The sequence below is a fragment of the Streptomyces sp. NPDC006655 genome, assembly GCF_040703965.1.
GTDB lineage: Bacteria > Actinomycetota > Actinomycetes > Streptomycetales > Streptomycetaceae > Streptomyces.
This window is the reverse complement of the sequence record NZ_JBEYJU010000075.1, coordinates 18,666-45,401: the sequence shown is the minus strand read 5'-3', so window position 1 is coordinate 45,401 and position 26,736 is coordinate 18,666. Positions and strand designations below refer to the sequence as shown.

Annotated in this window: 21 protein-coding genes and 1 pseudogene; 7 read left to right on the top strand and 15 right to left on the bottom strand. The window is 72.8% G+C overall.

All coding sequences use genetic code 11. The annotated features are described in order from the left end of the window. A pseudogene (locus tag AB0958_RS32605) lies at positions 1–492 on the bottom strand (hydrolase); the annotation flags it as partial. A 217-nt stretch (positions 493–709) separates the two neighbouring features. On the opposite strand from AB0958_RS32605, the gene AB0958_RS32600 reads away from it, so the two are divergent. Beyond that, positions 710–973: a GlsB/YeaQ/YmgE family stress response membrane protein gene (locus AB0958_RS32600; RefSeq protein WP_132887654.1), complete on the top strand. Its 264-nt coding sequence runs from the start codon at positions 710–712 to the stop codon at positions 971–973. 88 nt (positions 974–1,061) lie between these two features. Here AB0958_RS32600 and AB0958_RS32595 read toward each other — a convergent pair whose 3' ends face one another. Both AB0958_RS32595 and AB0958_RS32590 read right to left on the bottom strand, forming a co-directional pair. Then, a complete protein-coding gene (locus AB0958_RS32595) occupies positions 1,062–1,916 on the bottom strand; it encodes a GNAT family N-acetyltransferase (RefSeq protein ID WP_366894076.1) in 855 nt (284 codons plus the stop codon). Between the two features lie 507 nt (positions 1,917–2,423). Further along, on the bottom strand, positions 2,424–3,104 hold the full coding sequence (locus tag AB0958_RS32590) for a chaplin (protein ID WP_366894075.1): 681 nt from the start codon (positions 3,102–3,104) through the stop codon (positions 2,424–2,426). Positions 3,105–3,383: 279 nt separating this feature from the next. Here AB0958_RS32590 and AB0958_RS32585 point away from each other — a divergent pair, with 279 nt between their 5' ends. Further along, positions 3,384–5,012: an alpha/beta hydrolase gene (locus tag AB0958_RS32585; protein ID WP_366894074.1), complete on the top strand. Its 1,629-nt coding sequence runs from the start codon at positions 3,384–3,386 to the stop codon at positions 5,010–5,012. 33 nt (positions 5,013–5,045) lie between these two features. Here AB0958_RS32585 and asnB read toward each other — a convergent pair whose 3' ends face one another. Then, entirely contained in the window at positions 5,046–6,884 is a 1,839-nt protein-coding gene (gene asnB, locus AB0958_RS32580) for an asparagine synthase (glutamine-hydrolyzing) (RefSeq protein WP_366894073.1), read from the bottom strand. A 331-nt stretch (positions 6,885–7,215) separates the two neighbouring features. Beyond that, positions 7,216–7,995 carry an alpha/beta fold hydrolase gene (locus tag AB0958_RS32575; protein ID WP_366894072.1) on the bottom strand — a complete coding sequence of 260 codons (780 nt, stop codon included), beginning with the start codon at positions 7,993–7,995 and terminating at the stop codon, positions 7,216–7,218. Between the two features lie 187 nt (positions 7,996–8,182). Here AB0958_RS32575 and AB0958_RS32570 point away from each other — a divergent pair, with 187 nt between their 5' ends. Together AB0958_RS32570 and AB0958_RS32565 are read left to right on the top strand one after the other, a co-directional pair. Continuing rightward, on the top strand, positions 8,183–9,277 hold the full coding sequence (locus tag AB0958_RS32570) for a chemotaxis protein (RefSeq protein WP_366894071.1): 1,095 nt from the start codon (positions 8,183–8,185) through the stop codon (positions 9,275–9,277). A 73-nt stretch (positions 9,278–9,350) separates the two neighbouring features. Then, on the top strand, positions 9,351–10,379 hold the full coding sequence (locus AB0958_RS32565; RefSeq protein ID WP_366894070.1) for a Gfo/Idh/MocA family oxidoreductase: 1,029 nt from the start codon (positions 9,351–9,353) through the stop codon (positions 10,377–10,379). Positions 10,380–10,479: 100 nt separating this feature from the next. Here the strand turns inward: AB0958_RS32565 and AB0958_RS32560 are convergent, their stop codons facing one another. Continuing rightward, positions 10,480–10,893: an SsgA family sporulation/cell division regulator gene (locus AB0958_RS32560; RefSeq protein WP_358986696.1), complete on the bottom strand. Its 414-nt coding sequence runs from the start codon at positions 10,891–10,893 to the stop codon at positions 10,480–10,482. Positions 10,894–11,241: 348 nt separating this feature from the next. Between AB0958_RS32560 and AB0958_RS32555 the strand changes: the two genes are divergently transcribed. Further along, the gene (locus tag AB0958_RS32555; protein ID WP_366894069.1) at positions 11,242–12,657 is read left to right on the top strand and encodes a SpoIIE family protein phosphatase; all 1,416 of its coding nucleotides are present in this window, start codon (positions 11,242–11,244) and stop codon (positions 12,655–12,657) included. A gap of 30 nt (positions 12,658–12,687) precedes the next feature. Here AB0958_RS32555 and AB0958_RS32550 read toward each other — a convergent pair whose 3' ends face one another. Then, positions 12,688–14,187 carry a hypothetical protein gene (locus AB0958_RS32550; protein WP_366894068.1) on the bottom strand — a complete coding sequence of 500 codons (1,500 nt, stop codon included), beginning with the start codon at positions 14,185–14,187 and terminating at the stop codon, positions 12,688–12,690. 266 nt (positions 14,188–14,453) lie between these two features. Between AB0958_RS32550 and AB0958_RS32545 the strand changes: the two genes are divergently transcribed. Next, positions 14,454–15,593, top strand: coding sequence for an aminoglycoside phosphotransferase family protein (locus AB0958_RS32545; RefSeq protein ID WP_366894067.1), 1,140 nt, complete (start codon positions 14,454–14,456; stop codon positions 15,591–15,593). A gap of 204 nt (positions 15,594–15,797) precedes the next feature. Beyond that, positions 15,798–17,792, top strand: a complete 1,995-nt coding sequence (locus AB0958_RS32540) for a peptidoglycan recognition family protein (RefSeq protein ID WP_366894066.1) — start codon at positions 15,798–15,800, stop codon at positions 17,790–17,792. A gap of 6 nt (positions 17,793–17,798) precedes the next feature. Here AB0958_RS32540 and AB0958_RS32535 read toward each other — a convergent pair whose 3' ends face one another. The 8 genes from AB0958_RS32535 to AB0958_RS32500 form a co-directional block, all read right to left on the bottom strand. Further along, complete coding sequence (locus tag AB0958_RS32535) at positions 17,799–18,296, bottom strand: hypothetical protein (protein WP_366894065.1); 498 nt, start codon at positions 18,294–18,296, stop codon at positions 17,799–17,801. A 56-nt stretch (positions 18,297–18,352) separates the two neighbouring features. Then, positions 18,353–21,106 carry an AAA family ATPase gene (locus tag AB0958_RS32530; protein WP_366894064.1) on the bottom strand — a complete coding sequence of 918 codons (2,754 nt, stop codon included), beginning with the start codon at positions 21,104–21,106 and terminating at the stop codon, positions 18,353–18,355. 130 nt (positions 21,107–21,236) lie between these two features. Further along, positions 21,237–22,139, bottom strand: coding sequence for a universal stress protein (locus tag AB0958_RS32525; RefSeq protein WP_366894063.1), 903 nt, complete (start codon positions 22,137–22,139; stop codon positions 21,237–21,239). A gap of 102 nt (positions 22,140–22,241) precedes the next feature. Beyond that, positions 22,242–22,484: a DUF397 domain-containing protein gene (locus AB0958_RS32520; RefSeq protein WP_132887637.1), complete on the bottom strand. Its 243-nt coding sequence runs from the start codon at positions 22,482–22,484 to the stop codon at positions 22,242–22,244. 84 nt (positions 22,485–22,568) lie between these two features. Further along, the gene (locus AB0958_RS32515; RefSeq protein ID WP_366894062.1) at positions 22,569–23,735 is read right to left on the bottom strand and encodes a thiolase domain-containing protein; all 1,167 of its coding nucleotides are present in this window, start codon (positions 23,733–23,735) and stop codon (positions 22,569–22,571) included. Then, the gene (locus AB0958_RS32510) at positions 23,732–24,811 is read right to left on the bottom strand and encodes a thiolase domain-containing protein (RefSeq protein ID WP_366894061.1); all 1,080 of its coding nucleotides are present in this window, start codon (positions 24,809–24,811) and stop codon (positions 23,732–23,734) included. Before AB0958_RS32510 ends, AB0958_RS32515 begins: the two co-directional genes overlap by 4 nt. Continuing rightward, the gene (locus tag AB0958_RS32505) at positions 24,808–25,749 is read right to left on the bottom strand and encodes an OB-fold domain-containing protein (protein ID WP_366894060.1); all 942 of its coding nucleotides are present in this window, start codon (positions 25,747–25,749) and stop codon (positions 24,808–24,810) included. Before AB0958_RS32505 ends, AB0958_RS32510 begins: the two co-directional genes overlap by 4 nt. A 138-nt stretch (positions 25,750–25,887) precedes the next feature. Further along, positions 25,888–26,688, bottom strand: a complete 801-nt coding sequence (locus tag AB0958_RS32500) for a crotonase/enoyl-CoA hydratase family protein (protein ID WP_366894059.1) — start codon at positions 26,686–26,688, stop codon at positions 25,888–25,890. Between the last annotated feature and the right edge of the window lie 48 nt (positions 26,689–26,736).

Below are 26,736 nucleotides of genomic sequence, written 5' to 3'. Positions count from 1 at the left end.
GCCGTCGTTGTTGCGGTCGGCGCCGGTGTGGTCGGAGATCATGAAAAGACCGCCGCCGTTCTTCACGAAGTTCATGATCGCGGTCTTCTCGGCGGCCGTGAACTTGGTGTTGGGCTCGGGCAGCACCAGCGCGTCGAACTTCGAGAGGTCGGTCGTCGAGGAACCGCCGTAGGTCAGGGCGCTGGTGGCGGTCTTCAGGCTGTAGCCGCCGGTCTTCTGGAGGGCCACGCCCCAGGACGAGAGGGCGCCGGTCCAGTCGGTCTCCGAGGACGGAGAGGAGTTCTGGGCGAGCGGGTCGGGCTTGCTGGTGGAGATGATCCAGTCCGCGTTGCCGGCCTCCTCGGCGTGGCCGTCGTCGAACAGGACGCGGTAGGTGGTGGCCGCGTGGGCGGGGGCCCCGGTACCGACCTGGAGGGCGGCTCCGGTGACGAGCAGCCCGAGCCCGGCCAGGGCGGTGGTGAGTCTGTGGCGGGATCTGCTGGATCCAAGCATCCGGCGAACCTCCGTGAAGGGGTGGGGAAGAGGCGGTGCGGGCGCCAACTCTGCGCGCGTAGAACCTGCTCGAGATTTCTACACGCGTCGACTCATTGAAAGGTACATGGCATGTCGGGGTGGTGAACAGAACGCCGCCGCATCAACCCGGCGGGACTGCCCGCGACTTCAGCGGGCAGATTTGAGTGCAGCGAAGTACCCACGAAGAGGGGCGGACATGGAGATCTCGGGCATCATCAGTGCCATCGTCATCGGAATCATCATCGGTGTGCTGGGACGCCTGGTCGTCCCCGGCCGCCAGCACATCGGCATCCTGTGGACCATCGTCGTCGGCATCGTCGCGGCACTGCTGGGGTCGGCGATCGCGGCGGGCTTCGGCGTGGCCGACACCAAGGGTCCCGACTGGATCGAGTGGTTCATCCAGATCGCGCTGGCCGCGGTGGGCGTGGCGGCGCTGGACCGGGCGAAGGCCCGCCGGTAGGTGCGGCACCTGCCCCTGCCCGAGAACGCATCCGGCACCCGTGGGGGCGGCGCGCGCAGGCGCCGCCCCCACGACGGCGCGCCGACGGTCAGCCCAGTTCGAGCGTGGTGACCCCGAAGACCCGCTCGCGCGCGTACTCCCGGACCGGGCCCGTGTACATGCGGGCCGTCTCGAACGAAGGCGTGAACCCGGCCGACTCGGCGAGGGCGAGGCCGGCCGTGCTGGTCTCGGGTACGTCGATGGCGACCTGGGCGCCGGCCGCCTCGGCGGTGAGGGCCGCGAACAGGGCGTGGGCGTCGGCGGCGGTGTCGGCGAAGAGCGGGCCGATGCGCAGGCTGTCGTGGCCCGGGCGGAGCACCCCGTAGCCGGTGAGACGGTCGCCGTCGTGGTGGACGAGCACCGTGTGGCCGGGGGCGGCCAGCCAGGCGGCGAGGAAGCGCGGGCGGGGGGCGGGGTGACAGGTGGCGTCGTACGCCGTGACGGCCGTCCGGTCGGCGGGGCGGGCCGGGCGGACGCCCTCGGGTATCTCCGCCGTCGGGGCGACGCCGGTGAAACGGACCGTGCGGTAGGCCGGTTCGAAGCCGGACTGGCGGTAGTTGTCCTGCTGAGCCACGACGCCGTCCAGTCCGACGGTGCGGTCGCCCGCGTGGGCCAGCGCGGTCTTCCAGGTGGTGAGGCCGTGGCCGCGGCCGCGCAGGTCGGGGCGGACCAGGTAGCAGCCCAGGAAGGCGTAGTGGGCGTCGTAGTTGACGACGGAAATGGCCGACACCGGTTCCCCGTCGATACGGCCGAGGAAGAACCCCTCGGGGTCCTGGGCGAAGAAGGCGGGGCCGTCGGACAGCCCCGGGTTCCACCCCTCGTCCGCCGCCCAGCCGCTGATCACGGGCCAGTCGTCGAGCGTGGCCTGCGTGACGACGAGGTCCTGGGGGGCCGGAGAGGTCATCGATGCGCTCCCTTGCGTGGCGGGGTCGGAGAACGCGGCGGCCGTCACCGCGCCCCGCACCATCCTTCCCGATCACCGAGCCCGACGCCACGCCGGGATCAGGTCGCCGGCATGCTCAACGGGTCACCGTGGAGAGCTTGTTGAGGACCGCGCACCGCGCACGACCCCACCGACCGGACGGGAGCCGCCGCCCGGACTTCGCCGCCGGGCGCCGTGCCGGGTTCGGAGCGAGCCGCCGTGCCGGGTTCGGCGCGAGCCACCGTGCCGGGTTCGGAGCGAACCGCCGTGCCGGGTTCGGAGCGAGCCACCGTGCCGGGTTCGGAGCGAACCGCCGTGCCGGGTTCGGAGCCGGGCGGCCCTCCGGGCCGGCACGGTTCGACCGGCGGGCTCCGGTCGGCCGATGGTCGGGGGTCGGGTGCGGTGGGTGTGGCGCAGGCCCCACCCGGCGGGGTGGGGCCTGTCGGTTCGGGTCGGCTCCGGTCGGCTCGGTGTTTCACACGGGGGCGGTCAGCGGGACCGGTTCGGGCGGAAGCGCCGGTGCAGAGCGGTTCCGGTGAGCAGCAGTGCCGCGGCCGCCGCTGCGGCGGGGCCGGCCAGGTCCGTACCGGTGTGGGCGAGGGCGGCGTCCGTGACGGGCGGCGCCGCCGGGTGGTGCGCCTCGGGGGCCGGGTGCTTCTTGGGCGGCTCGGGAGCGGGCGGCTGCGCGGTCGGCGGCGAGGTCGACTTCGGCGGGCTCGGGTGGTCCCCGGAGTCGTTCACCGAGGTGTTGCCGAGAGCCGGGTTGAGGACGCCGACCACGTCGACGCTGTTGCCGCTGACGTTCACCGGGAGGTCGACCGGCAACTCGATGCCGTTGCCCGAGACCACCCCGGGCGAGTCCTGCTCCGTGCCCCGCGCGTTCGCGCCGCCGGACGTGGCGGTGCCGCCGGACGCACCTCCGGCGGCGCCGCCCTCGCTCGCGCAGGTGTTGCCGGCCGCCGGATTCAGCAGCCCCACCACGTTCACGGTGTCCCCGCACACGTTCACCGGGACGTGCACCGGCAACTCGATGCCGTTGCCGGAGACCACGCCGGGCGAACCGGCCGCGATTCCGTCCGCGCCCGCGTCGGCCCAGGCCGGGACCGCCACAGCCATCGCCCCTGAGGCGGCGGCGACGGCGATCACACCGTTTCGGGTAACCCGTTTCATAGGTTCCCTGCCTTCCAGACATGATTGCGGGCGCTCGCCCGCAACGGTTAAAACGCGGTCGAGCCAGGCGAGTTATGGCTTGCCCACCTTCCACCCCATCGAGTGACATCGATATCGAACCCGTGGCAAAGGTGTGCAAGGGAACGGAAGCGCACGAGCCGTAGCGAAGCAGGGCACCCGGGCCTGCCCGCCCGCCCGGAGGCGGCCCCCGCACAGCCCGCTTATGGTGGGCGAAAGCCCTGTACCCGGTCCGTCACGGAGCGTCCCTGGAGGCCCCCGATGCCTGCCGTGCCCCGTACCCGGTCCGTCCTTCGGCACTGCGTCGGTGCCGGAGCCGTCGCCCTGGCCCTGCTCGGCGCGGGGCTGCCCGCGGCCTCGGTCCCGTCGGCCGACGGCGACCAGCCGGACCTCTCCCGGTTCTACCGACAGAAGGCCAGGTGGACGGCGTGCAAGGACGCCGACCTGCCCAAGGACATGCAGTGCGCCAAGGTCACCGTCCCCCTCGACTACGCGAAGCCGGGGAAGGCCACCCTCGACCTGGCGCTGTCCCGCTACCGGGCGACGGGCAGGTCGCGGGGCTCCGTACTGCTGAACTTCGGCGGGCCGGGTGGCTCGGGCGTCAGCCAGCTGGGGCTGGCGGGCAAGAAGTTCATGGGTCTCACCAACGGCTACGACGTGGTCGGCTTCGACCCGCGCGGCGTCGGCCGCTCCTCCCCCGTCAGTTGCGGCGACGGCACCCCCGAGGCCCCGGACGAGCAGAGCGCGGCCGAGCCCCCGGACGCTACCCACCCGCAGGCCCTGATGAAGCATATGGAGCAGCTGACGGCCCGGTGCACCAGGAACTCCGGGCCGGTGCTCGCCCACATGGGCACCGTGAACGCCGCCCGTGACCTGGACGTCATCCGCCAGGCGCTCGGCGACAGCAAGCTCAACTACCTGGGTTTCTCCTACGGGACCAAGCTGGGCGCGGTGTACGCGGCGCAGTTCCCGCACCACGTGGGCCGGATGGCGCTGGACGGCGTGGACACGCTGACCGAGTCACTGGCCCAGCAGGGCGTGGCCGGCGCCCAGGGACAGCAGACCGCGCTGGACGACTTCCTCGACTGGTGCGTCACCGACCTCGGATGCCCGTTCGGGCAGGACCGGCGCAAGGCCGGGGAGGCGGTCGTCCGGCTGGTCCGCTCGCTCGACAGGGACCCGGTGCCGTCCGACTTCGGCGCCCCCTTCACCGGCCAGGACCTGGTGGGGGCCATCGCGGAGGGGCTGTACGGCAAGGAGCTGTGGCCGCTGCTCGCGCGGGCGCTGGCCTCGCTGATGGAGGACGGGGACACCCGAGGGGTGGAGAACTTCGCGTCCGGCGGCTACGCGGTGCCGCTCGTGCGCAAGACGAAGGCGGGTGCCCGCGGCGGCGGTGGGCTGGTGGCCGGCTCGGACATCCCCGTGGACAACCTGTCGGCGGCGCTGATGGCGATCAACTGCGCCGACGACCCGGACCGGCCGGGCGCCGAGCAGCTCACCAAGGACGTCGCCCGGCTGGACCGGGAGTACCAGCAGGCGTCCCCGGTCTTCGGCAGGTTCCGGCTGACGCAGCTGATGCTGTGCTACGGCCGGCCGCGCGGCACGTCCTTCATCCGGGACCAGGTGAAGGACGTGCCCACGGCACGGATGCTCCTGGTGGGAACGCGCGGTGACCCGGCGACGCCGTACCGCTGGACGATCGAGACGGCGAGGCGGCTCGGGCCGTCGGCCGTGGTGCTGGACAACCGGGGCGACGGCCACACCGGGTACACGTCTTCCCGGTGCGTGCACGGCAAGGTCGACGACTTCCTGCTGTACGGCACGCTGCCGGCCGACGGCAGCTCCTGCCCAGCGGACGACGACACGAGCGGCGCGAGCTCGTCGGGCTGACCGCGGGGTCCGTGCCGGGGAGTTCCGGATGCCTCAGGAGAGGACGAGTTCCGGATCGTAGAGGTCGAGCCAGGCGGCCAGGTCGAGGGTGCGTTCCAGGCCGCGCCGGGAGGCCTGGTCGGCCAGGTCGGGCCGGTGGGCGGCCCGGTCCGCCTTCTCGCGGTCCACGAGTTCGAAGACCCGGTGGCCGGGGCGCGCGAGCAGGTCCTTGACCTGGGCCTGGAGGGCGCGGCCGTACTCCGGGTCCTGGGTGGAGGGGTAGGGGCTCTTCACCCGGTCGTAGACGGTCCCTGGGAGGACGTCCCGGGTGGCCTCGCGGAGCAGGGTCTTCTCGCGGCCGTCGAAGGACTTGAGGGCCCAGGGCGCGTTGTAGACGTACTCGACCAGCCGGTGGTCGCAGAACGGCACCCGGACCTCCAGGCCGACGGCCATGCTCATCCGGTCCTTGCGGTCCAGCAGGATGCGTACGAAGCGGGAGAGGTGGAGATGGCTCATCCGGCGCATGCGGTACTCGAAGTCGCTCTCGCCGTCGAGGCGCAGGACGGCGGAGGCGGCGGAGTGGTACGAGTCGGCGACGTAGGACTCCAGGTCGAGCGACTTGGCGAGGTCCGCGCGCAGGACGTCGGAGTCGTCGCCGAAGTGCCGGGTGAACCGGAACAGCCAGGGGAACGTCTCGGCGTTGCGGGCGCCCTCGTCGAAGAACTGCAGGTAGCCGCCGAACACCTCGTCGGCGGACTCCCCGGACAGCGCGACGGTGGAATGGTCGCGGACGGCCTTGAACAGCAGCAGAAGCGAGGCGTCCATGTCGCCGAAGCCGGCCGGCAGGTCGCGGGCCCGGATCACCCGCTCGCGCACGGCCGGGTCGGCGAGGCTGCCCGCGTCCAGGACGATGTCCTGGTGGTCGGTGCGGGCCAGGCGCGCCACGTCGTGCACGAAGGGCGTGTCGGGGGTGCCACGCAGTTCGTCGGCGACGAAGTTCTCGGTCCGGCCGACGAAGTCGACGGCGAAGCTGCGGACCTTCTCGCCGTGGGAGGCGAGCTGCCGGGCGGCCAGCGCGGTCATGGCGGAGGAGTCGAGGCCGCCGGAGAGCAGGGTGCAGCGGGGCACGTCGGCGACCAGCTGGCGGCGCACGATGTCATCGAGGAGTTCGCGGACGGTGGCGACGGTGGTGTCACGGTCGTCGGGGTGCGGGCGGGTCTCCAGGCGCCAGTAGGTCCGGGTGCGCAGGCCGCGGCGGTCGACGGTGACGACGGTGCCGGGTTCGACCTCGCGCATGCCCTCCCAGACGGCCTGTCCGGGGGTCTTGACCATGGTGAACAGCTCGCGCAGTCCGGTCAGGGCGACGCGGGGGCGGGCCAGCGGGTGGGCGAGGATCGCCTTGGGTTCGGAGCCGAACAGGACGCCGTCCGGGGTGGGATACAGGTAGAAGGGCTTGATGCCCATCCGGTCGCGGATCATGACGAGTTTGTCCTGGCGACCGTCCCAGACGGCGAAGGCGTACATGCCGTTCAGCCGTTCGGCGATGGTGTCGCCCCACTCCAGGTAGCCGCGCAGGACCACCTCGGTGTCGGAGTCGGTGGTGAACTCGTGGCCCTTGGCGAGGAGTTCGCGGCGCAGTTCGGTGAAGTTGTAGGCCTCGCCCGAGTACACCATCGCGACCGTGCCGGCCGGGGTGCGGACGGTCATCGGCTGGCGGCCGCCGGGCAGGTCGATGATCGCGAGCCGGCGGTGGCCGAGGGCGGCGGGCCCCTCGCTCCAGGTGCCCCGGTCGTCGGGGCCGCGGCAGGCCATGGTCTCGGTCATCGCATCCAATGCGCGCGTCTCGGTGGTGAGGTCACGGTCGAAGGAGACCCAGCCGGTGATGCCACACATGCGTTACCTCCTACTGCCGGTTCGCCGGACCACCCACGCCACCTGCGGTTTTACGACGCAACAGATTGCCCGAGCGAACCACTTGTATTCAGCACCTATGCGACGAGCGTGCGCCCGGGCGCCCGGCCGGTCAACCTGGCTGTAACACGGAGCGGCGCTTGTGCCCCTCTCTTTCGGCCGCGCTTTGCCCGCCCGATGACCGCGGACCCGCCCGCACCGGGCCCCGCCCGCCGGGAACCGGCCAAGCGCAAAAAGTTCCCCAAGCGGAACCGGCGCCACGGCTCGCGCCGGGCGCCGGTCATGTGGTGCGCGCCGCCGTCGGGACGGCGCGCTACGCGGCCGGTGTCAGGAACCGGTCGAGCGCCGCCGTCAGCTCGGCGGGCCGCTCCACCGGGAGTTCGTGGCCCGCGTCGATGATCCGGACCTCGGCGTCCGGGTACGCCTTGGCCATCCGCAGCATCTGCCCGACCGGAAGCTGGATGTCGTGGTAGCCGTGCACCATCAGGGTGGGCGCGGTGATCTCGCCGACCCGGTCGAGGACGTCGAAGGCCCGCATGGCGCCGTACAGGGTCATCACGACCTCGCGCGGGGTGCCGGCGGACGAGCGGACGTACTCGCGCACCCGCTCCCGAGGAAACCCCGGGGCGAAGGCACGCTGGATGTTGGCGGCGACGAACAGCCTGAACGGCACCAGCGTCGAGGCGGCCATCAGCAGCCCGCGGCCACGGCTGTACGCCATCCGCCCGATGGAGTTGACCAGGACCATCCGCTCGACCCGCGCGGGGTGCGTGAGCGCGAGGGTCTGGCTGATCATGCCGCCCATGGAGTGCCCGACGGGCACGAACCGATCCACTTCCAGGTGGTCGAGGAGAGCCGTGACGTCCTGCGCCAGCTCGGCGATGGTCCGCACCCCGGCGCCGGTGCTCTCGCCGTGGCCGCGCAGGTCGAGCCGGACCACCCGGCGGCGCGCGGCGAAGTGCTCGGTCTGGTGGTCCCAGCGGTGCCGGTCGGCGGTCCAGCCGTGGATGAGGACCAGGGGCACGGCGGCACCGTCGCGGGGACCCTCGTCGTCGTACGCCAGCACCGCTCCGTCGACTTCGAACTGCGGCATGGGGGCCTCCTGGGGCGCGATCCGGTTACTGCCCGGTACGGTAATGCGCCGCGTGACCCGTCGTCACCGGTCAGCCGGCCTCGACACGGTCACGGAGTGCGCCGGACGGCAGGGCGGAGCAGCACGTCACCCCCGGCCTCGAATTACCCCAAATGCCGCACCGGCGATTCCGCCCTATGGTGCTGGTATGGAGCACGCACTCAGTCCTTCGACCCTCGCCGAGCTGCGCCGCCCGCGCCCCTATCCCGCCGTCTCCGTGCTGACGCCGACGCACCGCCGCGAGCCCGACAACGCCCAGGACTCCGTCCGGCTGCGCAACGTCGTGGCCGAGGCGAAGAAGCAGTTGGAGGCCGATCCCGCGGTCACCCGGGAGCGGCGCTCCGACGTCATCAGGGAACTCGACCGCGCACTCGCCGAGGTGGACCTCACCTACACCGAGGACGGTCTGGTGATCTTCGCCGCGCCGGGCGAGCACCAGGTCTGGTCCCTGGCCCGCAGCGTGCCCGAGCGCGTGGTGCTCTCGGACACCTTCCTCACCCGCAACCTGGTCTCTGCGCACGCCGCGGAACGGCCGTTCTGGGTGCTGTCGATCTCCGCCGACCGCGTCACGCTCTGGGACGGCGGGATCGACCGCGTCACCGAGAGCCGTTGCGGCGGCTTCCCGCTGGTGCGCCGCCAGGTGAACTTCGACGCCGAACGCCTCCAACGGATCGGCGACATGCCCAGCACCTTCCGCGACGAGGACACCAAGCACTTCCTGCGGGACGCGGACACCGCGATGGCCGCGCTGTTGCGCGACGAACCGCGGCAGCTCTACGTCACCGGCGAGCAGGCCGCCCTCTCGCTGTGGGAGGAAGTCGGGAACGTGGCCAGGCACAGCGTCCCCGTACGGCACGGCGGTCTCTCGCACGCCGGTCCGGACGCGGTGTGGCAGGTGATCCGGCCGCTGCTGGAGGCCGAGTCCCGGCGGAGCACCGCGTCGGTGGCCAGGGAGCTGGCGTCCGCGCGCGGTCACAAGACGTTCGCGGCCGGTGTCGACGAGGTCTGGCACAGCGCCCGCGAGGGCCGCGTGCGGCTGCTGGCGGTCGAGGAGAACTACCGCACGACGGTCCGCGACGACGGCGACCACTTGGTCCCGGCGGTGAGCGGCGACCTCGACTCCCGCGAGGACATCGTGGACGAGATCGTCGAACAGTGCCTGGAGACCGGCGCCGAGGTCCGCTTCGTCCCGGACGGCACCCTCGGCGACCAGGACGGCATCGCCGGAGTACTGCGCTACTGACGGCCCCCCTCGCTCGGCCGGCGTCTAGCTAGGCTCTGGGAGCGTGATCGTCGGCCGAAGAGGGAGTGGGGACGTGGCTGAGCTGTTGGGCGTCGCGGTGCTGGGTGCCGGACACATGGGGGCCGACCACGTACGACGGCTCGACCACGGGGTGAGCGGGGCGCGAGTGGCGGCCGTGGCCGATCCCGACCTCGACCGCGCGAAGGACGCGGTGGCCGGCCGGGACGGCGTCACCGTGCACGCGGATCCGCTGGCCGCCCTCGACGCGCCCGGCGTGCAGGCCGTGCTCATCGCCTCCCCCGGCCCGGCCCACGAGGAGCCGCTGCTGGCTGCCTTCGAGCGCGGGCTGCCGGTGCTGTGCGAGAAGCCCATGGTGCCGGACTCCGCGGGCGCGCTCCGGGTGGTGGAGGCCGAGGCCCGGCTGGGCCGCAGGCTGGCGCAGATCGGGTTCATGCGCCGCTACGACGCCGAGTACCGGCGGCTGAAGTCGCTGCTCGACGGCGGCGGTCTGGGCCGCCCGCTGATGCTGCACTGCGTGCACCGCAACGTCTCCTCGCCACCCGGCTTCACCAGCGCCATGCTGATCGACAGCTCGGTGTCGCACGAGATCGACGCGGCCCGCTGGCTGCTCGGCCAGGAGCCGACCGCGGTGACCGTGCTGCGCCCGCGACCCTCGTCGGACGCCCCGGAGGGGCTGCTCGACCCGCAGCTGGTGCTGTTCGAGACCGACGGCGGCGCCCTCGTGGACGTCGAGGTCTTCGTCAACTGCGGCTTCGGCTACCAGGTGCGCTGCGAGGCCGTCTGCGAGCGGGGCAGCGCCCGGATCGGCGAGGACCACACCATGCTGGTCACCTCGGCCGGCGGTGCCCGTGAGGAGGTCGCCCAGGACTATCTGGTGCGGTTCGCCGACGCCTACGACCGCGAGGTGCAGGACTGGGTGGACGCCACCCGGCAGGGCCGGGTCACCGGGCCGGGCGCCTGGGACGGCTACGCGTCCTCCGCCGTCGCCGAGGCGGGGGTCAGGGCGTTGGAGACCGGCCGCCGTACGACCGTCGAACTCGCCCCGCGCCCGGACCTGTACGCGCGCGACGCCGACCGCTGACGCGCGCGGCGCGGCCGCGGTCCTCGGGCGCCGCGGTCGACGCGACCGCAGGGGACAAGCCGGTGCCGTCCGCCCCTTCCTCGTCACCGCGGCGCCCCCCTCACACGCCCCCGAACAGCGCGCTCAGGCCCTCCTCCACGACCGCCGCGACGTCCTCCTCCCCCGGGGCCACCACCTCGTGGGTGCGTTGCAGGAAGCGGAACAGCGCCTGGGTGTCGAACTGGAGCAGCGCGAGACCGTGCGGCGAGTGGAACTCGACGGCCGTACGGCCGGGGCCGCAGGGCCAGATGTGCACGTCCCCGCGCCCGGCGGGGGCTCCGAGGCCCTGGTCGAGGAGCGAGCGGGCGAAGGTCCACGTCACCTCCTGTCCGCCGAGCGTGACCTCGGCCGGGAAGTCCACGAACACGGCCAGCGGGTCACCGGAGGTGTACCGGAGCGTGGCGGGCACCGGGATCTCCTGGTCCTCGGCGGTGATCAGCCGGGCGCGGGCGGGTTGCTCGAAAGAGATGTCCATGCCTGTAGGACTCCGCGGAGGACCTTCGCAGGACGTCAAATCCGGCCAAGGTTGCCGCGGTTGGCCGAGACCCCGACACTGTGAACACAGGCACGTCGAACAACCGCCCGAGCGCGACACGAACGCCCCTGAAAATAGGTCAAGTCACGTAGTCGGCCTACGACGTACCCCCTCCCGCGCGTACGTCTTCCAGGGGGTCCGACCTGCCCGTGAAGACTCTGGCATATGCCAGAAGCACCACCGTATCGTGTGTTGCCAAATCCCTTACAGGGCGTCGCAGGCTGTGCAACAGTCGTAACCGGTCCCCCGCCCGTCCCCGGCCCCGCCGTCCCCGCATCGGAGTGCGTCATGCCGTCCCATGTCTCCGCGGACCGCCCCGCCGCCCAGCCGCCCGGGCGCGGCTCGGTCGAGGCGTTGATAGCGCAGACGCGGCGGCTCAAGGGTGACGTGGACGCCGTACGACGGGACACCCGCGGCGACGGGGCGGACCCCGAGGAGCGGTGGCAGCGGGCGTTGTACGACCTGGCGCTGCATCAGCTCGACGACCTCGACGGGCACCTGGCCCAGCTGCGGGACGGACCGGCGCCGCTGCCGGCCGAGCCGGACCCGGCCGCCGTGCCGCCCTCCCCGTCCGGCTCCGGCTCACTGCTCAGCCGTGTCGGCAGCGCGGAGTGGAACCTCCTGACGGACGAGGCGAGTTGGTCCGCCGAGCTCTACCGGATCCTCGGCCGCGACCCCTCGGCGGCCGCCCTCACGCTCGATGAACTGCCCTCGCTGGTGCTGGACGAGGACCGGCCCCGGCTGACCACGATGGTCACCGGCTGCCTGGTCGACGCCAAGCCGATCGACGGCGAGTTCCGCGTCGTACGCCCCGACGGAGGCGTACGGACCGTCCACATGATGGGCGAGCCCGTGCTCGGCGGCGACGGCAGCACCGCCTCGATGTGGGCCGTCGTGCGCGACGTCAGCGAAGTGCGGCGCAGCCAGCGGACGGTGCACGAGACCCGGGACTCGCTCCAGCGTCACCGGCAGCGCGTCCGGACCGAGCAGCAGTTCGCCGTGGAGCTCCAGGAAGCCGTGCTGCCACCGGGCCGCGGCGCTCTGCGGCTCCCGCGCCGCGGCCCGGGATCCCTGGAGATCGCGGCCCGCTGCCTCCCGTCCGGGAGCAGCGCCCTACTGGGCGGCGACTGGTACGACGCGCTGGAGCTGCCCGACGGCGACACCCTGCTCAGCGTCGGCGACCTCACGGGGCACGGGGTCGCCGTCACCTCGGGGATGGCGATGCTGCTGGGCGCCGTACGCGGGATGGCGATGGCCGGCGCCCCGCCCGCGCACCTCATGTCCCTGCTCAACCAGTTACTCGACGCCACCGTGCAACCCGCGCTGGGCAGCGCCGTCTGCTGCCGCTACCGGCCCGCCACCCGTGTCCTGACCTGGGCACAGGCAGGACACCCCGCCCCGCTGCTGTACAGCGGCGGGACGGGGTGCGTGCTCAGCGCGCCGGACGGCGTGCTGCTCGGCGCCACCTCGGGAGCCGGTTACGGGCAGGCCGAAGTGACCCTGGAGCCGGGCGACCTGCTGCTGCTGTACACCGACGGACTGGTGCCCGGGCACAGCGGCTCGCTGGACGCCCTCCTCGGTCTGGCCCCGCGGTTCGGGGCGGCGCGCACCGCCCAGGACTGTGTCACGGCCGTGGTCGAGGAGTTCGGCGAGTGCGAACGCACGGACGAGGCCTGCGTGCTGATCGCCAAGGTGGGTGAGTAGGGGCGCGGGCGGAGCGGGTGGGTGAGGCGCCTACGCCGGTGCGCTGTTGCCTGTGCCCTTGCCCCTGGTCCTGGGCAGGGCGAGCTTGATCTCCTCCCGCAGTTCCTGGATCTTCGGATAACCGGCGTACTCGGCGGTGAGCCGGTACATCTGGCGCAGCCGGTCCCAGGTGCGGTGGGAGGAGTTCGATCCCATCGACACCAGGGCCAACCGCGCGTAGTGACCCGCCTGTTCGGGGTCGTCCGCGATGAAGCAGGCGGAGGCCATGGACAGGAAGTCGAAGATCTTCGACCGCTCCTGCTTGCTGCCGGCCCTGAGTGCCAGGGCCTTCTCCGCGTAGTGCCGGGCGTGCACGGCGGCGCTCGGGTCGTGGTCGGCCAGCGTCCGGTAGGCCAGGGCCTGCATGCCGTACAGATCCGCTTCGTTGAACATCTGCATCCAGCTCGGCGGCGGCACGTCGCTGCGGTCCGAGACGAAGAGGCTCTCCGCCTGACCGAGGGTGCGGCGCATGGCCTGCCCCCTGCCCATCGACGCCTGTGCCCAGGCCTCGACGGTGTGGAACATCGCCTGGGTGCGCGGCAGCACCTCTTGGCCCGAACCGGAGTGGGCGAGCTTCATCAGGTCGAGCGCTTCGTCGGGCCGGCCGATGTGCACCATCTGGCGAGCCGCTCTGGAGAGCGCCTCCCCGGCACGCGGCCGGTCGCCGCCCTCACGGGCCGCGTGGGCGGCGATGACGAAGTACTTCTGGGCCGTGGGTTCCAGGCCGACGTCGTGCGACATCCAGCCCGCGAGGACCGCGAGGTTGGCGGCGACGCCCCACAGGCGCCGCTGGAGATGGTCGGGGTGACGGTAGGCGAGCATGCCGCCCACCTCGTTGAGCTGCCCCACCACGGCCTTGCGTTGCAGCCCGCCGCCGCGGGCCGCGTCCCAGGCACGGAACACCTCGACGGAGCGCTCCAGTTCCTCGATCTCCTCGGACCCGATGGGGGCGGCCTCGTAGCGGTCGAACCCGGCGGGGTCGGCGTGCAGGGGGTCGTCGAGGACGGGGGCGTCGGCCCGCAGAGTGGGGTCGGTGTGCAGCCAGTCGTACATGGCGGTGGTGAGTACGGATCCCGCGGTGAGCGCGGCACCCGCGCCCACCAAGCCGCGTCGGTTGAGCATGAGGTCCATTCCCGTGAATTCGGTGAGGACCGCGGCGGTTCGTTCGGGCGCCCACGGCATGCCGTCGGGATGTTCCGCTTTCCCGTCGTCCGGCCGTTTTCCCGTACGCCCGTGCCGTACCAGACCGAGGTCCTCGATGGTCACGACACGGCCGAGACGCTCGGTGAACAGGGCCGCCAGCACCCGCGGCACCGGATCGCGCGGGATCTCTCCCGTGTCGATCCACCGCCGCACCCGGGAGGTGTCGGTCGACAGCTGGGGGTGGCCCATGGCCGCCGCCTGCCGGTTGACCAGCCTCGCGAGTTCGCCCTTGGACCAGCCGGCCAGGCCGAACAGATCCGAGAGACGGGTGTTGGGTTGTCCGCTCACGTCAAGCCCCCAGGTTCTCGGCTGAGTTGACAGTAGCCCCGTGCAAGTTGCCGGGCGACTATTCGCCACGGTTCGCCAGGGTGCGCCAGATGGTGTGCCACTGGGCGACGGGTGTCAGGTAGGAACGCGCCACCCCGACCCGGTCGCCACTCGACGGGCCCACTCCCCAGGGCGGGCCCGGGCGGCCGGGACGGGTGGGGCGTGAGAACTTCTCACAGGACTTCTCAGGCAGGCACCGCAGGTACACGAAGGGATCTGTATCACCCATGTACGCAGCATCGTCCTCCGTGTCCGCCCCGCCCCGGCCGCTGCGCCCCCGACCGGCGGGCGGCGGACCCTACCTCGACCCCGCCCGTACGGGGGCCGCCGTCCCGGTCGTGGGCCGGCCACGGCGCCCGGCGGGTCTGGGCACCCAGCCGCTCAGCGGAAGACTCGACCTGTCCGGCCCGCAGGGCGCGCAGCTGCGCACCGCGATCGCGTCGGTGCACCGGATCTGCCCGGAGTTCGCTCCGGTCCAGGTGCTGCGACGCACCGGGCGGTCCGTGATCCTCGTCGGCACGACGGGGCGCAGCACGGCCGTGGCGAAGTGTCTCCTGGACCACTCCCCCGCCTGGGCGGAGCGGAACCGTCATGAAATAGCCGCATACCGCTCGTTCGTCCGGCACCGGCCGCCGATCCGGGTGCCGAGGCTGATCGCGGCGGACCCGGACAACTGCACCCTGGTGATCGAGCGGATGCCCGGCCGGGTGGCGGCGATGCAGCGCCACCCCGCGGAGGCCCCGCCCCGGGCGGACATCCGGGCCGCGCTGGGCGCGATCTGCCGGCTGAACGCGTGGCGGCCGCCGTCGGGCACCTTCGACGCCCCGGTGGACTACGCGGCGCGGATCTCCCGGTACCACGAGCTGGGGCTGCTCACCGACCGTGACATGGGTGACCTCCAGAAACTGCTGCACGGCATCGCGGTCGCGGCGGGCCGCCAGGGAATGGGCCAGTTCTGCCACGGCGACGCCCTGCTCTCGAACATCCTGTTGTCCCCGGCCGGTCCAGTGCTGGTGGACTGGGAGCACGCGGGCTGGTATCTGCCGGGGTACGACCTGGCGACGCTCTGGTCGGTCCTCGGCGACGCCCCGGTGGCGCGCCGTCAGATCAGCCAGATCGCCCAGTCGGCGGGACCCGCGTCCCGTGACGCCTTCCTGGTGAACCTGATGCTGGTGCTCACCCGGGAGATCCGGACGTACGAGACCGCCGTGCAGCGTTCGATGCACGACGCGACCCCGGCGGCGCCGGGCACCTCCCACCCGGGCGCCGCGCCGACCGGCGAGGAACAGCGGCTGCTGCTCCGGCGGCTGCACGACGACTGCCAGCTGGCCCGCCGGGCCGTACGCGCGGCGGTCGGCACTCGCTGACGGGGACGAGGATCCGCGGTGCGCTCAGTGCAACCGCGCACCGCGGATCCCCTGTGTGCCCCCGCGTTCCCCGGGGTACGTCGGAACGGCCGGATGCCTCCGGTGCGAAACTCCCACGATCATCGGATGACATGGGAATTGTCCCTCCTGCGGGCATGATTGACGGGCCGTCGGCAAGCCGGTACCACGCCCCAGGAGGCCGCATTGCGAGGATCCGTCAGCGAGCCACTCCCCGCCCACCACGGCAGACGTACGCGCAGGACGGCGGGCGCCGTCGCCGCCGCGGCGCTGCTGCTGCCGTTGCTGGGCGCGGCTCCGCCCCCGAGCACCGCCGCGTCGCCCGCCGAAGCGCTGCAGCGCGCGTTCGCGTCCGCTGCCACCGAGTACCGCGTGCCGCAGAGCGTCCTGCTGGCCGTCTCCTATCTCCAGTCCCGCTGGGACGACCACGGCGGCGCACCGAGCGTGTCCGGCGGCTACGGGCCGATGCACCTGACCGATGCGCGCACCGCGCTGGCCACCGCGACCGCGCACTTCGCCGACGGCACCGAGGACGCCCGCGGCGACAGCGCGCGTCCGGCCCTGCACCCCCGGGTCAGGGTGCCCGCGGACGCCGTGCTGCCGGCCCGCCTCCGGACGCTGCCGAAGGCCGCCGGGTTGACCGGCATCCCCGCCGAGCGGCTGCGCACCGACCCGGCGGCGAACGTGGCCGGCGGCGCCGCCCTGCTCGCCGCCGCCCAGCGGGAGATGGGCGAACCGCTCAGCGCCGACCCGGCACACTGGTACGGCGCGGTCGCCCGCTTCTCCGGCGCCGACGACACGGCCACCGCGGCGGCGTACGCCAACGACGTGTTCGACGTCCTGCACGCGGGCCAGGCACGCACCACCGACGCCGGTCAGCTCGTCGCCCTGGCCGCGCAGCCGGGCGTCCGGGCCGACACCGGGCAGCTGAGGCTGACCGGGCTGCGCACGACCGCGGCGGACGACACGGAGTGCCCGACAACGGTGTCATGCGAGTCGATCCCGGCACCGTACGCGCAGTTCGGCACCGGCGACTACGGCAACCACGACCTCGGGGACCGACCGGCGTCGCAGGGCATCCGGTACATCGTCATCCATGACACCGAAGGCACCTGGGACGAGACCGTGAAGCTCGTCCAGGACCCGGCCTACGTGTCCTGGAACTACACCGTCCGCTCGACCGACGGTCTGATCGCCCAGCACATCAAGGCCAAGGACGTGGCCTGGCACGCCGGCAACTGGTACATCAACTCCAAGTCGATCGGCATCGAGCACGAGGGCTTCCTCGCCGCGCCGGACGCCTGGTACACGGAGGCGATGTACCGGTCCTCGGCCCGGCTGGTCAGGTACCTCACCGACAAGTACGGCATCCCGCTGGACCGCCAGCACATCCTCGGCCACGAGAACGTCCCGGGCCCGACGACGTCCTCGATCCCCGGGATGCACACCGACCCGGGCCCGTACTGGGACTGGCGCCACTACTTCGAGCTGCTCGAACACCCCTTCAAGCGCACGGCCGACAGGACGGGCGGTCTGGTGACGGTCCTCCCGGACTACACCACGAACCAGCCCGCGTACACCGGCTGCGTCAGCAAGGGCCAGCCGTGCGCCGCGCACGGTTCCGGCGAGGTACGGCTGTACGCCGACCACGACGAGAGCTCGGCGCTGATCAAGGACGTCGGTCTGGGCACCACGCCCACGACCGACGTGAACGACCTCTCCTCCCGGGTCTCCACCGGTCAGCAGTACGCCGTGGCGGACACCTGGGGCGACTGGACGGCGATCTGGTACCTGGGACAGAAGGCGTGGTTCAAGAACGCCGCCACGGATCCGACGGCGGTGAGCGCGGCGGGCCTGGTGGTCACTCCCAAGGCCGGGCTGAAGAGCGTTCCCGTGTACGGCCGTGCCTATCCGGAGGCGTCGGCCTACCCGTCGGGGGTGCCCGCCCAGTCGATCTCCCCGCTGCCGTACACGATCCCGGCGGGCCAGGAGTACGTGGTCGGGGACGCGGTGCCGGGTGAGTACCTCTACGCGACCACCTTCGCCACCGACTCGCACCGGGTCGTGGTGGGCAAGGACCTGTACTACGAGATCCAGTACGGCCACCGGGTCGAGTTCGTCCGGGCGGCCGACGTGGACGTGGTGCCGTCCCCGAGGATCGGACGGCACCCGCGCGGCTGACCGGTCTCAGCCCTGCTGGAAAAGCTCCGCCGGGAGCGGCTTCAGCAGGGCGTACAGGTCGTCCGTGATGGGACGGTCCCAGGCGGCGATGGTCACGAGGACCCCGTCGCTGCGGTCGAACTGGACGCAGGAGACCCGGCTCTCGGAGAGCTTGAGCCGCCGCACGATCAGCAGGTTGTCGCCCTGGAGCACCGGCATGTCCTCGGTGCCCACGACGGTGACGTCCTCGTCGTTCTCGAGGGCGAGGAGGAGCTGGCCGACCTCGAACGGGATCTCGCCCTCCGCCACCTCGCGGGCCGGGGAGCCCTCGGGGAGGTTACCGATGATCATCGCGGGGCCGCGGCCGCCGAAGAGGTCGTAGCGCAGGAAGACGCCCTGGCAGGTGCCGTCGGGAGCGGGCAGCAGCCCGGCACCGAGGTTGCCGGGCCAGTCGCCCGGGTCCATGGCCAGTACGTCGAAGTCGGGGCCGGCGGGAGTGGCGCTGCGGCGACGGAGGAACGACATGCGCTCCATGGTACGGGGCCGCGCGGGCGGCGGGGCCGCGCGGAGGGGTCGGGGTTTCAGTGCCGGGTGCGGGTGGGCGGGGGCTTGTCGCGCAGTTCCCCGCGCCCCTGGGGGACGGCGCCCGATGTCTGCTTCCTGGTCGAGGCCAGTTCGGCGCGGGCCGTGGCCGCCAGGGTGTCCGCTCCGCACCGCTCGGCTGCCTGCAGGCCCTTGCGCAAGTGGTCTGTGTCATGGAGTTCCGCGCCCAGGGCTACGAGGGCGCAGGCCAGTTCGTAGGCGGCCGGGGAACGCTCCAGGTGGGTCACCGCCTCCTCCAGGTACCGCACGCGCGCCTCGCCCGTCGAGACCTCCGCCGCCGTGCGCAGGGCCTGGCCGACGGCCGACGGCGCGCCGAACTGGCGGGCCCGGCGCACCGCCTCCAGCGCCGTGGCGAGGGCGCGTTCCGGTGCCTCGCGGGCTTCGGCCCGGGCCAGGTGGAGCTGCCAGGGGCACCACGCGGGGTTGCGGATGCCGCGGGGTTCGAGGCGGCGGCCGGCCGCGGCGAGCTCGGCCGCCGCGGCCTTGGTGAGTCCGCGGGCGAGCAGCAGTTCGCCGTGGACCGTCTGGGCGTCGGGGAAGACCACGGCCGCCGGGAAGGGCGCCCGGAAGGAGTGGTCCTCGGCCAGCCGGGTGGCCTCCTCGGTGCGGCCCCGCGCGATGAGGGTCTGGATGAGGGTGCCGAGGGCGTACCAGTGGGCGGGCGTGCCGGGTCCGACGCGTTCGGCGAGGCGCAGTCCGGAGCGGGCGAGGTCCTCCGCCTCGGCGAGGCGGCCGCGCCGGTAGCGGAGGTAGCCGAGGAGCGTGTAGGCGAAGGAGAGGTGCCCGCCGCGCCAGCCCTGGCGTTCGTAGTCGGCGATCCCGGCGGCGAAGAGTTCCTCGGTGCGGTCGGGCCGGTCGGCGTACATGAAAGCGAGCGCGACCAGCACCGGCACCTCGAAACCGCGGTCCGCCTCCGCCCAGCCGAGGCCTCCGGCGAGGGCGCGCTCGGCGTGGTGCAGGGCGGTGGCCGCGGGTTCGCCGCGCTGGATGGCGTCCCAGGTGCGCAGTCCGATGATGTACCGCTCGGTGAGGTCGCGGCCCTGGAGGCGGTCGGCGAGCCTGGCCAGGCGGCGGGAGCGGGCGGGGTGGTCGGGTTCGTCGGCGCGGAACGCGTCCCACATGAACTGTTCGGAGAGCATCCGCAGCCGGACCCGGGCGTCATCGGTCAGCCGGATCTCGTGGGCGAGGGTCTCGGACGCCTCGGCGAGGCGGTCGCTGTGGGCGAGGACCTGGGAGAGGCGGTAGACGATGCGGTGCCGCAGGGCGGGCTCGGCGATGGGTTCCTGGAGGGCGGCGCGGAGGTGGTTGACGGTGGTGGCCGGTTCGGTGAGCAGGGAGGCGCTGCCCAGTTCGTGCAGGACGGCGGCACGCTCCTTGGCCGGCGGCGGTTCGCGCAGGGCGCGGGCGAGGTAGCGGCGGGCCGCGTCGGGGGCGCCCGCCCGGAGGGTCTCGCCGGCGGCGGCGCGCAGTTGCCGCACGACCCAGGCGTCGCCCTCGGGGTGGGTCTCCAGGAGGTGCCGGGCGGCGGCGGTGGCGCCCTGGCCGTCGTCGGTCACGCACCAGGCGGCCTGACCGTGCAGGGCGACGCGGGTGGCGGGCGGGATGGCCCGGTAGACGGCGGTGGCGATCAGCGGGTGGACGAACTCCAGGGTCTCGGCGCCGGTGAGGACGCGCGCGCCGCGCAGGGCGTCGGCGGCGTCGGCGGCCTCCTCGTGGCCGAGTCCGGCGACGGCGGCGGCCAGCGCGGGGTGGATCTCGGTGCCGAGGACGGCGCAGGCCCAGGCGAACCGGACGGCTGAGGGGCCGAGACGTTCGATGCGGGCGATCAGGCCGCTGCCCTTGACGGCGGCGGCGAGGTCGCGCAGCAGGGGTGCGCCGGCTTCGGTGGGGTCCAGGCCCCGGTCGTGGACCTTGGCGGTCAGTTCGACGGTCTCGAAGGGGTTGCCGGAGGTGACGGCCCAGCACTCGTGGCAGAAGGCGTCGTCGGCGTGGTCGCCGAGGCTCTCGCGGACCAGACCGGCCACCGCGTCGGCGCTGAGCGGCTCCAGGCCGTGCGGACGGCCGCCTGCCCGGCCGGGCAGGCCCCGGAACGCGTCGGCGTGGTCCGGGAGTTCGTCGGGCCGGTAGGCGACGACGACGAGCAGCGGGAGCTGTTCGGCGCGGGGCGCGAACGCGGCGAGCCAGCCCAGGGATTCGGGGTCGGCCCAGTGCGCGTCGTCGAGGACGAGGACCATCGGGGCCTGGCGCACGACGAGGTGGGTGAGCACCCAGTCCAGTCCGTCGCGCAGGCCCTGCTGGTCGGGCGGGGCGCCCTCGGTGGGGGCGCACAGGCCGAGGGCGGGGCCGACGATGTCGTACCAACTGCCGAGGGAGGCACGGAGTTCCGCTTCGGGCGCACCGGCGAGGCGGGGTTGCAGGAGCTGACGGGCGACGTGGAAGGCGACGCGCTGTTCCTGGTCGCCGCCGCGTGCGGAGAGCACGGTGCAGCCCCGGGCGGCGGCACGCCGGCGGACCTCGGCGAGCAGGGTGGTCTTGCCGATGCCGGCGCGGCCCGCGAAGGCTAGGAGCGCCCCGCGCGGACGGTCGGCCGGTGGTGCGCCGTCGGGGCTCTGCCCGGTGGGCCCGGCCCGTCCGGTGAGCCCGGTGAGTTCGGCCAACGCCTCGTCGACGGCGGCGAGTTCACCCTCTCGCTCGTAGAGCGTCCGTCGGTTCCGCAGGACCCGCTGTCCCATGACCACCCCCCGCCACGGTGGGACGCGAGCGCGGGGAGCCGGCGCGCACCGTGGCTTGCAGGCAGCTCAGCGTACGCCCGACGGCGGTGATCCGCTCCCTACTGACGGTAACTGGCTCAGGGGCTTGACATCACTGCTCGGGTGGCGAAGGAGGTACCACGGCGACCGGGCAGGCGGCGTGCAGCAGCACGGCGTGGGTGACCGAACCCAGCATGCGGGCCGGAGCGAGCAGGCGCCGCCGGTGGCGGCCGACGACGACCAGTTCGGCGCCCTTCGAGGCGGCGACCAGCAGACCGGCCGCGTCGCCGGGCAGCGCCAGGATCTGGGTTCCCACGTTCGGGTGATCCTTGAGGTGGGGGGCGAGGAAGCCCTCGGCGAGGGTGCGGGTCTCCCGTGCGATCTCGCCCTGGTCGACGGCCGGCGGGACCAGGTTGCCGACCGCGATCCAGGACTGCACCGGCCAGGGATAGCCGGCGATCACCTGGAGCGGGGCGCGGCGCCAGGCGGCCTCCGCGTAGGCGAAGGCGAGGGTCGCCCCGTCGGGGCTGTCCACGTCGAGGCCGACCACGACCCGGGGCCCGGGGTCGGCCGGCAGTTCCTCGTGCACCTCCCGGCCGGGCCGCGGTACGACGACCACCGGGCACCCGGCGTCGCGGGCGGCGGCGATGCCGTTGGAGCCCAGCAGCAGGCCGGTGAAGCCGCCGCGGCCCCGGGAGCCGAGCACGAGCAACAGGGCGTCGGCGCCCAGTTCGGGCAACAGCGCGGCGGGGGCGCCCTCCAGGGCGACGTACTCGACGGCGGGTGTCCCGGCGACGGCCCGCAGCCGCTCGCGGACCTCGTCCAGCACCGGGTCGCCCGCCGCGTCGGGCTCTGCGGCGACCAGGACGTCGGGCTGTCCCCAGGCGGCGTACTGACGGACGTGCACCACGCGCAGCGGCGCGTCCCGCTGCCGGGCCGCGGTCACCGCCCAGTCCAGGGCGCGCAGGCTGTCGTCCGAACCGTCCACCGCGGCGATGACCGGCGCAGTGCTCATCGTCCCTCACCTCCGGAATGCGACCTTCCGTTCCGAGGTCAGCCTGTCGCAGGCGGCGGCCCCGGAACGGCTCTGCCGGTCACGTGTCCGGAAATCCTTTGCTCAGGTGAGGTCGAACTCGCCCTCCCGGGCGCCCGACACGAAGGCACCCCATTCGGCGGGAGTGAAGATCAGGGAAGGGCTCTCCGGCCGGCCGCTGTTGCGCATCGCGATGAATCCCTCGACAAAGGCGATCTGGACATCCCCCCGGCCACGGCTGCTGGACTGCCAATCGGCCCCGCTGAGGTCCAGCTCCGGCTTGTCCCAGCCCCGTGCCGGCTGCTGCTGGATGGTGCTCTCGGCCACGTCCGTGCTCCTCCCGAATTCGTCGTCCGCGGGCCAGCCTAGCTTTCGGTTCCGGCACTCAACAGGCCACGTCGACGGCTCCTTTCAGGAGTCCGGGGCCTCCGCGCCCACCAGCCACATCGAGAAGAACTGCGAACCGCCGCCGTAGGCGTGCCCGAGCACCCTGCGCGCGCCGTCCACCTGGTGTTCTCCGGCCTGGCCGCGGACCTGGAGGGCCGCCTCGGCGAACCGGATCATGCCGGAGGCGCCGATCGGATTGGTGGAGAGCACCCCGCCCGACATGTTGACGGGGAGGTCACCGTCGAGTTCCGTCACCCCCGATTCGGTGAGTTTCCAGCCCTCCCCCTCGTCGGCGAAGCCGAGGTTCTCCAGCCACATGGGTTCGTACCAGGAGAACGGCACGTACATCTCGACGGCGTCGATGTCCCGGCGCGGGTCGGCGATCTGGGCCTGCCGGTAGACGTCCGCCGCGCAGTCCTTCCCGGCCTGCGGCGACACGGCGTCCTTGCCGGCGAACAGGGTGGGCTCGCTGCGCATGGCACCGCCCAGCATCCAGGCCGGCGGTTTCGGGGAGCGCGCGGCTCCGGCGCGGTCGGTGAGCACCATGGCGCAGGCGCCGTCGGAGGACGGGCAGGTCTCCGAGTAGCGGATGGGGTCCCAGAGCATGGGGGACGCCTGGACCTTCTCCAGGGTGATGTCGTGCTCGTGGAGGTGGGCGTAGGGGTTCTTGAGCGCGTTGCGGCGGTCCTTGTAGGCGACCAGCGAGCCGACGGTGTCGGGGGCACCGCTGCGGCGCATGTAGGCCCGGACGTGCGGCGCGAAGAACCCGCCCGCTCCGGCCAGCAGCGGCTGCTGGAAGGGGATGGGCAGGGAGAGGCCCCACATGGCGTTGGACTCGGACTGCTTCTCGAAGGCGAGGGTCAGCACGGTGGAGTGGACGCGGGCGGCGACGAGGTTGGCCGCGACCAGCGCCGTCGAGCCGCCCACCGACCCCGCCGTGTGGACCCGCAGCATCGGCTTGCCCACCGCGCCCAGCGCGTCCGCCAGGTACAGCTCCGGCATCATCACGCCCTCGAAGAAGTCGGGGGCCTTGCCGATGACGACGGCGTCGATGTCGGCCCACGTCAGCTCGGCGTCGTCCAGGGCGCGCAGCGCGGCCTCGCGGACGAGTCCCGCGATCGAGACGTCCCGGCGCGCCGCGACGTGCTTGGTCTGGCCGATCCCGACGACGGCCACGGGTTCCTTGCTCATCGCGGATCCCCTTCCGAGGCGGGGTTCTCGACCGGATCCCCTTCGAGTACGGCGACCAGGTTCTGCTGCAGACAGGGCCCGGAGGTGGCGTGGGCGAGGGCGCGGTCGGACTCGCCCCGGTGGATGCGGGCGGCGGCCTCGCCGATGCGGATCAGTCCGGCCGCCATGATCGGGTTGGCGGCCAGCGCCCCGCCGGACGGGTTGACCGACACGTCGTCGCCGAGCCGCAGCGCCTTGCGCAGCACGACCTCCTGGGAGCTGAACGGCGCGTGCAACTCGGCGGTGTCCACCGGCCGTTCGAAGGCACCTGCGTTCTCGGCGGCGAGCCGCGCGGACGGCGAGTCGGTCAGGTCGCGCACGCCGAGGCCGTGCGCCTCGATGCGGTGGTCGATGCCCCGGATCCAGGCGGGCCGGGCGCACAGCTCCCGGGCCCGGTCCCCCGCCGCCAGGATCACGGCGGCGGCACCGTCCCCGATGGGCGGGCAGTCGCCGGTGCGCAGGGGGCGTACGAGGTAGTCCCCCTGGGGCACCGGACCCCGCAGCTGCGCATGGGAGTTGGCGGCGGCGTCCGCTCTGCTGCGGGCGCCGACGGCGGCCAGCGCGGACTCGTCGGTCTCCCCCGTGTCGATGAGCGCCTGTGCCTGGAGCGCGGCGAGGGCGACGGAGTCCGGCCACAGGGGCGCCACGTAGTAGGGGTCGAGCTGCCGGGTGAGCACGTCCCGGACCGAGCCGGGCGAGGACTTGCCGTAGGAGTAGACGAGGGCGGTGTCCGCGTCCCCGGTGAGCAGCTTGGTCCAGGCCTCGTAGAGGGCCCAGGCGCCGTCCATCTCGACGTGCGACTCGGAGATCGGCGGCCAGGCCCCCACCCCGTCCAGGGCCAGGGTGAAGGAGAAGGCACGGCCGGCCAGGTAGTCGCTCGAGCCGGAGCAGGTGAAGCCGATGTCGGCGGTCCGCAGGCCGGTCTGTGCGAGGACGTCGTGCAGCACCGGCATGAGCATCTCCACCTCGGAGAGCTCCTCGCTGGTGCGCCGGTGATCGGTCTGCGCGAAGGCGACCAGCGCTATGTCACGCGTCACAGCAGCTCCTTGTACGTGTCGTAGTCCGCGTCGGGTTCGCCGGTGGGCCGGTAGTGGTCGGGATAGCGGGCGCCCTCGGTCCACACCGGCTCGACCCTGAGGCCCATCCGCACCTGGTCGTAGGGGATGCCGCCGATCCGGCCGTGCAGGGCGAGGCCGGCGCCGTCCAGGGCGATGTGCGCGTAGACGTACGGCACCTCGATGTCGAGGTTCTTCGCCTTGATGTTGACGATGCAGAAGGTGGTGACCGTGCCCCCGGGACCCACCTCGACCTGTTCCGACGTGGCCACCCCGCAGGTGGGACACGCGCCCCTCGGCGGGACGTACACCTTCCGGCAGGAGGGGCAGCGCTCCCCCACGGTCCGCTGCGACGAGAGGGCGTTGATGTAGGCGGTCTGGGCGCGACCGGGCGAGTAGGTGTAGTCGAGGCGGGCGTGGGCGACGATGCCGGTGACCGGTTCCTCGAACTCCCCCGCGTGGACGGTGACGGTGCGGTCCGCACTGTCGTACGGCTCGAAGCAGGCGATGTCGGTGATGGCGCCGGTGCGCTCCTCGGCCCAGCGGATCCGGACCCGCATGCCCGTGTGCACGGCGTCCGGTCCCGGCACGTCGAGGGCGTGCAGCAGGGCGGTGTCGGCTCCGTCGAGCCGGACCAGCACCCAGGCGAAGGGCGTGCCGAGCGGCTGCCCGCGACGGGGTCGGTGGTTCCAGGCCCAGGTGGTGACGGTGCCGGTGGCGCCCACGTGGACGAGGTCGCGGATCTCCTCGGCGGTGACGGGGTCGTACTCGACGGGTGGGACGAGGGTGCGTCCGTCGCCGGTCCTCACTCCGAGGACGACGCGCTCACGCAGCCCGGTGAGAAAGGCGCTCTGCACGGGACCGAGGGAACGGGTGAACGGGAACTCGACGACGAGGGGGGCTTTGAGCACTTCGGGCATGGGGCCGCCTCCTTGAGAAGGTCGATGTGGAGCGCCCCGTCAGGGGCGCTGGGGGTACCCCCGGCCGAAGGCTGGGGGAGGAACTGTGCGACCAGCCACATCCGGCCCGCAGCCTGCGACGCGACTACGACGGCGAACTCACGCACGCTTGTAATCGGGCGCCCGCTTCTCCGCGAAGGCACGCGCCCCCTCCTTCGCATCGGCCGTGTCGAAGATCGGCCACCCGCGTTCGAGCTCCGCCGCCAGCCCGTCGGCCTCCGTCATCTCCGCCGTCTCGTACACGGACGCCTTGACCGCCTCCACGGCGAGCGGCCCGCACGCGTTGACCTGCTCGGCGATCTCCAGCGCCTTGTCGAGGGCACCACCGTCGGGCACGACATGGCCGACGAGCCCGATGTCGGCGGCCTCCCGGGCCGTGTACCGGCGCCCGGTCAGCAGCATCTCCAGCGCGTGGGTGCGCGGGATCTGGCGCTGCAGCCGGACCGTGGAGCCGCCGATCGGGAAGAGCCCCCGCCTGACCTCGAACAGCCCGAAGGTCGCGGACTCGCCCGCGACCCGGATGTCGGTGCCCTGGAGGATCTCGGTACCGCCCGCGACGCAGTACCCCTCGACCGCGGCGATCACCGGTTTGCGCGGGCGATGATGGCGCAGCATCGCCTTCCAGTGCAGATCCGGGTCGGCCTTCAGCCGGTCACGGAGGTGCTCCCCCGCCATGCCCTGCCCGGCCAGCGCCTTGAGGTCCATCCCGGCGCAGAAGGCGCCCCCGGCCCCGGTGAGCACGACGGAGCGGATCTCGTCGTCCTCGTCCGCCTCGATCCAGCCGTCGTACAGGCCGACGAGCATGGAGATCGACAGGGCGTTCTTCGCCTCGGGCCTGTTGAGCGTGAGCACCAGCGTGGCGCCCTCGCGCCGCACGGTGAGGTGTTCCGTACCACCCATGGACCTCTCCCCTCTGCCGGAACGAGAACAGGTTGCAGTAGCGAGGAG

Bases quoted from the DNA above. Each gene is read 5' to 3' on its own strand.
- AB0958_RS32600 (WP_132887654.1), top strand. From the start codon at position 710: ATGGAGATCTCGGGCATCATCAGTGCCATCGTCATCGGAATCATCATC.
- AB0958_RS32585 (WP_366894074.1), top strand. From the start codon at position 3,384: ATGCCTGCCGTGCCCCGTACCCGGTCCGTCCTTCGGCACTGCGTCGGT.
- AB0958_RS32560 (WP_358986696.1), bottom strand. From the start codon at position 10,893: ATGGACATCTCTTTCGAGCAACCCGCCCGCGCCCGGCTGATCACCGCC.
- AB0958_RS32535 (WP_366894065.1), bottom strand. From the start codon at position 18,296: ATGTCGTTCCTCCGTCGCCGCAGCGCCACTCCCGCCGGCCCCGACTTC.
- AB0958_RS32590 (WP_366894075.1), bottom strand. From the start codon at position 3,104: ATGAAACGGGTTACCCGAAACGGTGTGATCGCCGTCGCCGCCGCCTCA.
- AB0958_RS32570 (WP_366894071.1), top strand. From the start codon at position 8,183: ATGGAGCACGCACTCAGTCCTTCGACCCTCGCCGAGCTGCGCCGCCCG.
- asnB (WP_366894073.1), bottom strand. From the start codon at position 6,884: ATGTGTGGCATCACCGGCTGGGTCTCCTTCGACCGTGACCTCACCACC.
- AB0958_RS32530 (WP_366894064.1), bottom strand. From the start codon at position 21,106: ATGGGACAGCGGGTCCTGCGGAACCGACGGACGCTCTACGAGCGAGAG.
- AB0958_RS32575 (WP_366894072.1), bottom strand. From the start codon at position 7,995: ATGCCGCAGTTCGAAGTCGACGGAGCGGTGCTGGCGTACGACGACGAG.
- AB0958_RS32595 (WP_366894076.1), bottom strand. From the start codon at position 1,916: ATGACCTCTCCGGCCCCCCAGGACCTCGTCGTCACGCAGGCCACGCTC.
- AB0958_RS32545 (WP_366894067.1), top strand. From the start codon at position 14,454: ATGTACGCAGCATCGTCCTCCGTGTCCGCCCCGCCCCGGCCGCTGCGC.
- AB0958_RS32555 (WP_366894069.1), top strand. From the start codon at position 11,242: ATGCCGTCCCATGTCTCCGCGGACCGCCCCGCCGCCCAGCCGCCCGGG.
- AB0958_RS32525 (WP_366894063.1), bottom strand. From the start codon at position 22,139: ATGAGCACTGCGCCGGTCATCGCCGCGGTGGACGGTTCGGACGACAGC.
- AB0958_RS32505 (WP_366894060.1), bottom strand. From the start codon at position 25,749: ATGCCCGAAGTGCTCAAAGCCCCCCTCGTCGTCGAGTTCCCGTTCACC.
- AB0958_RS32515 (WP_366894062.1), bottom strand. From the start codon at position 23,735: ATGAGCAAGGAACCCGTGGCCGTCGTCGGGATCGGCCAGACCAAGCAC.
- AB0958_RS32500 (WP_366894059.1), bottom strand. From the start codon at position 26,688: ATGGGTGGTACGGAACACCTCACCGTGCGGCGCGAGGGCGCCACGCTG.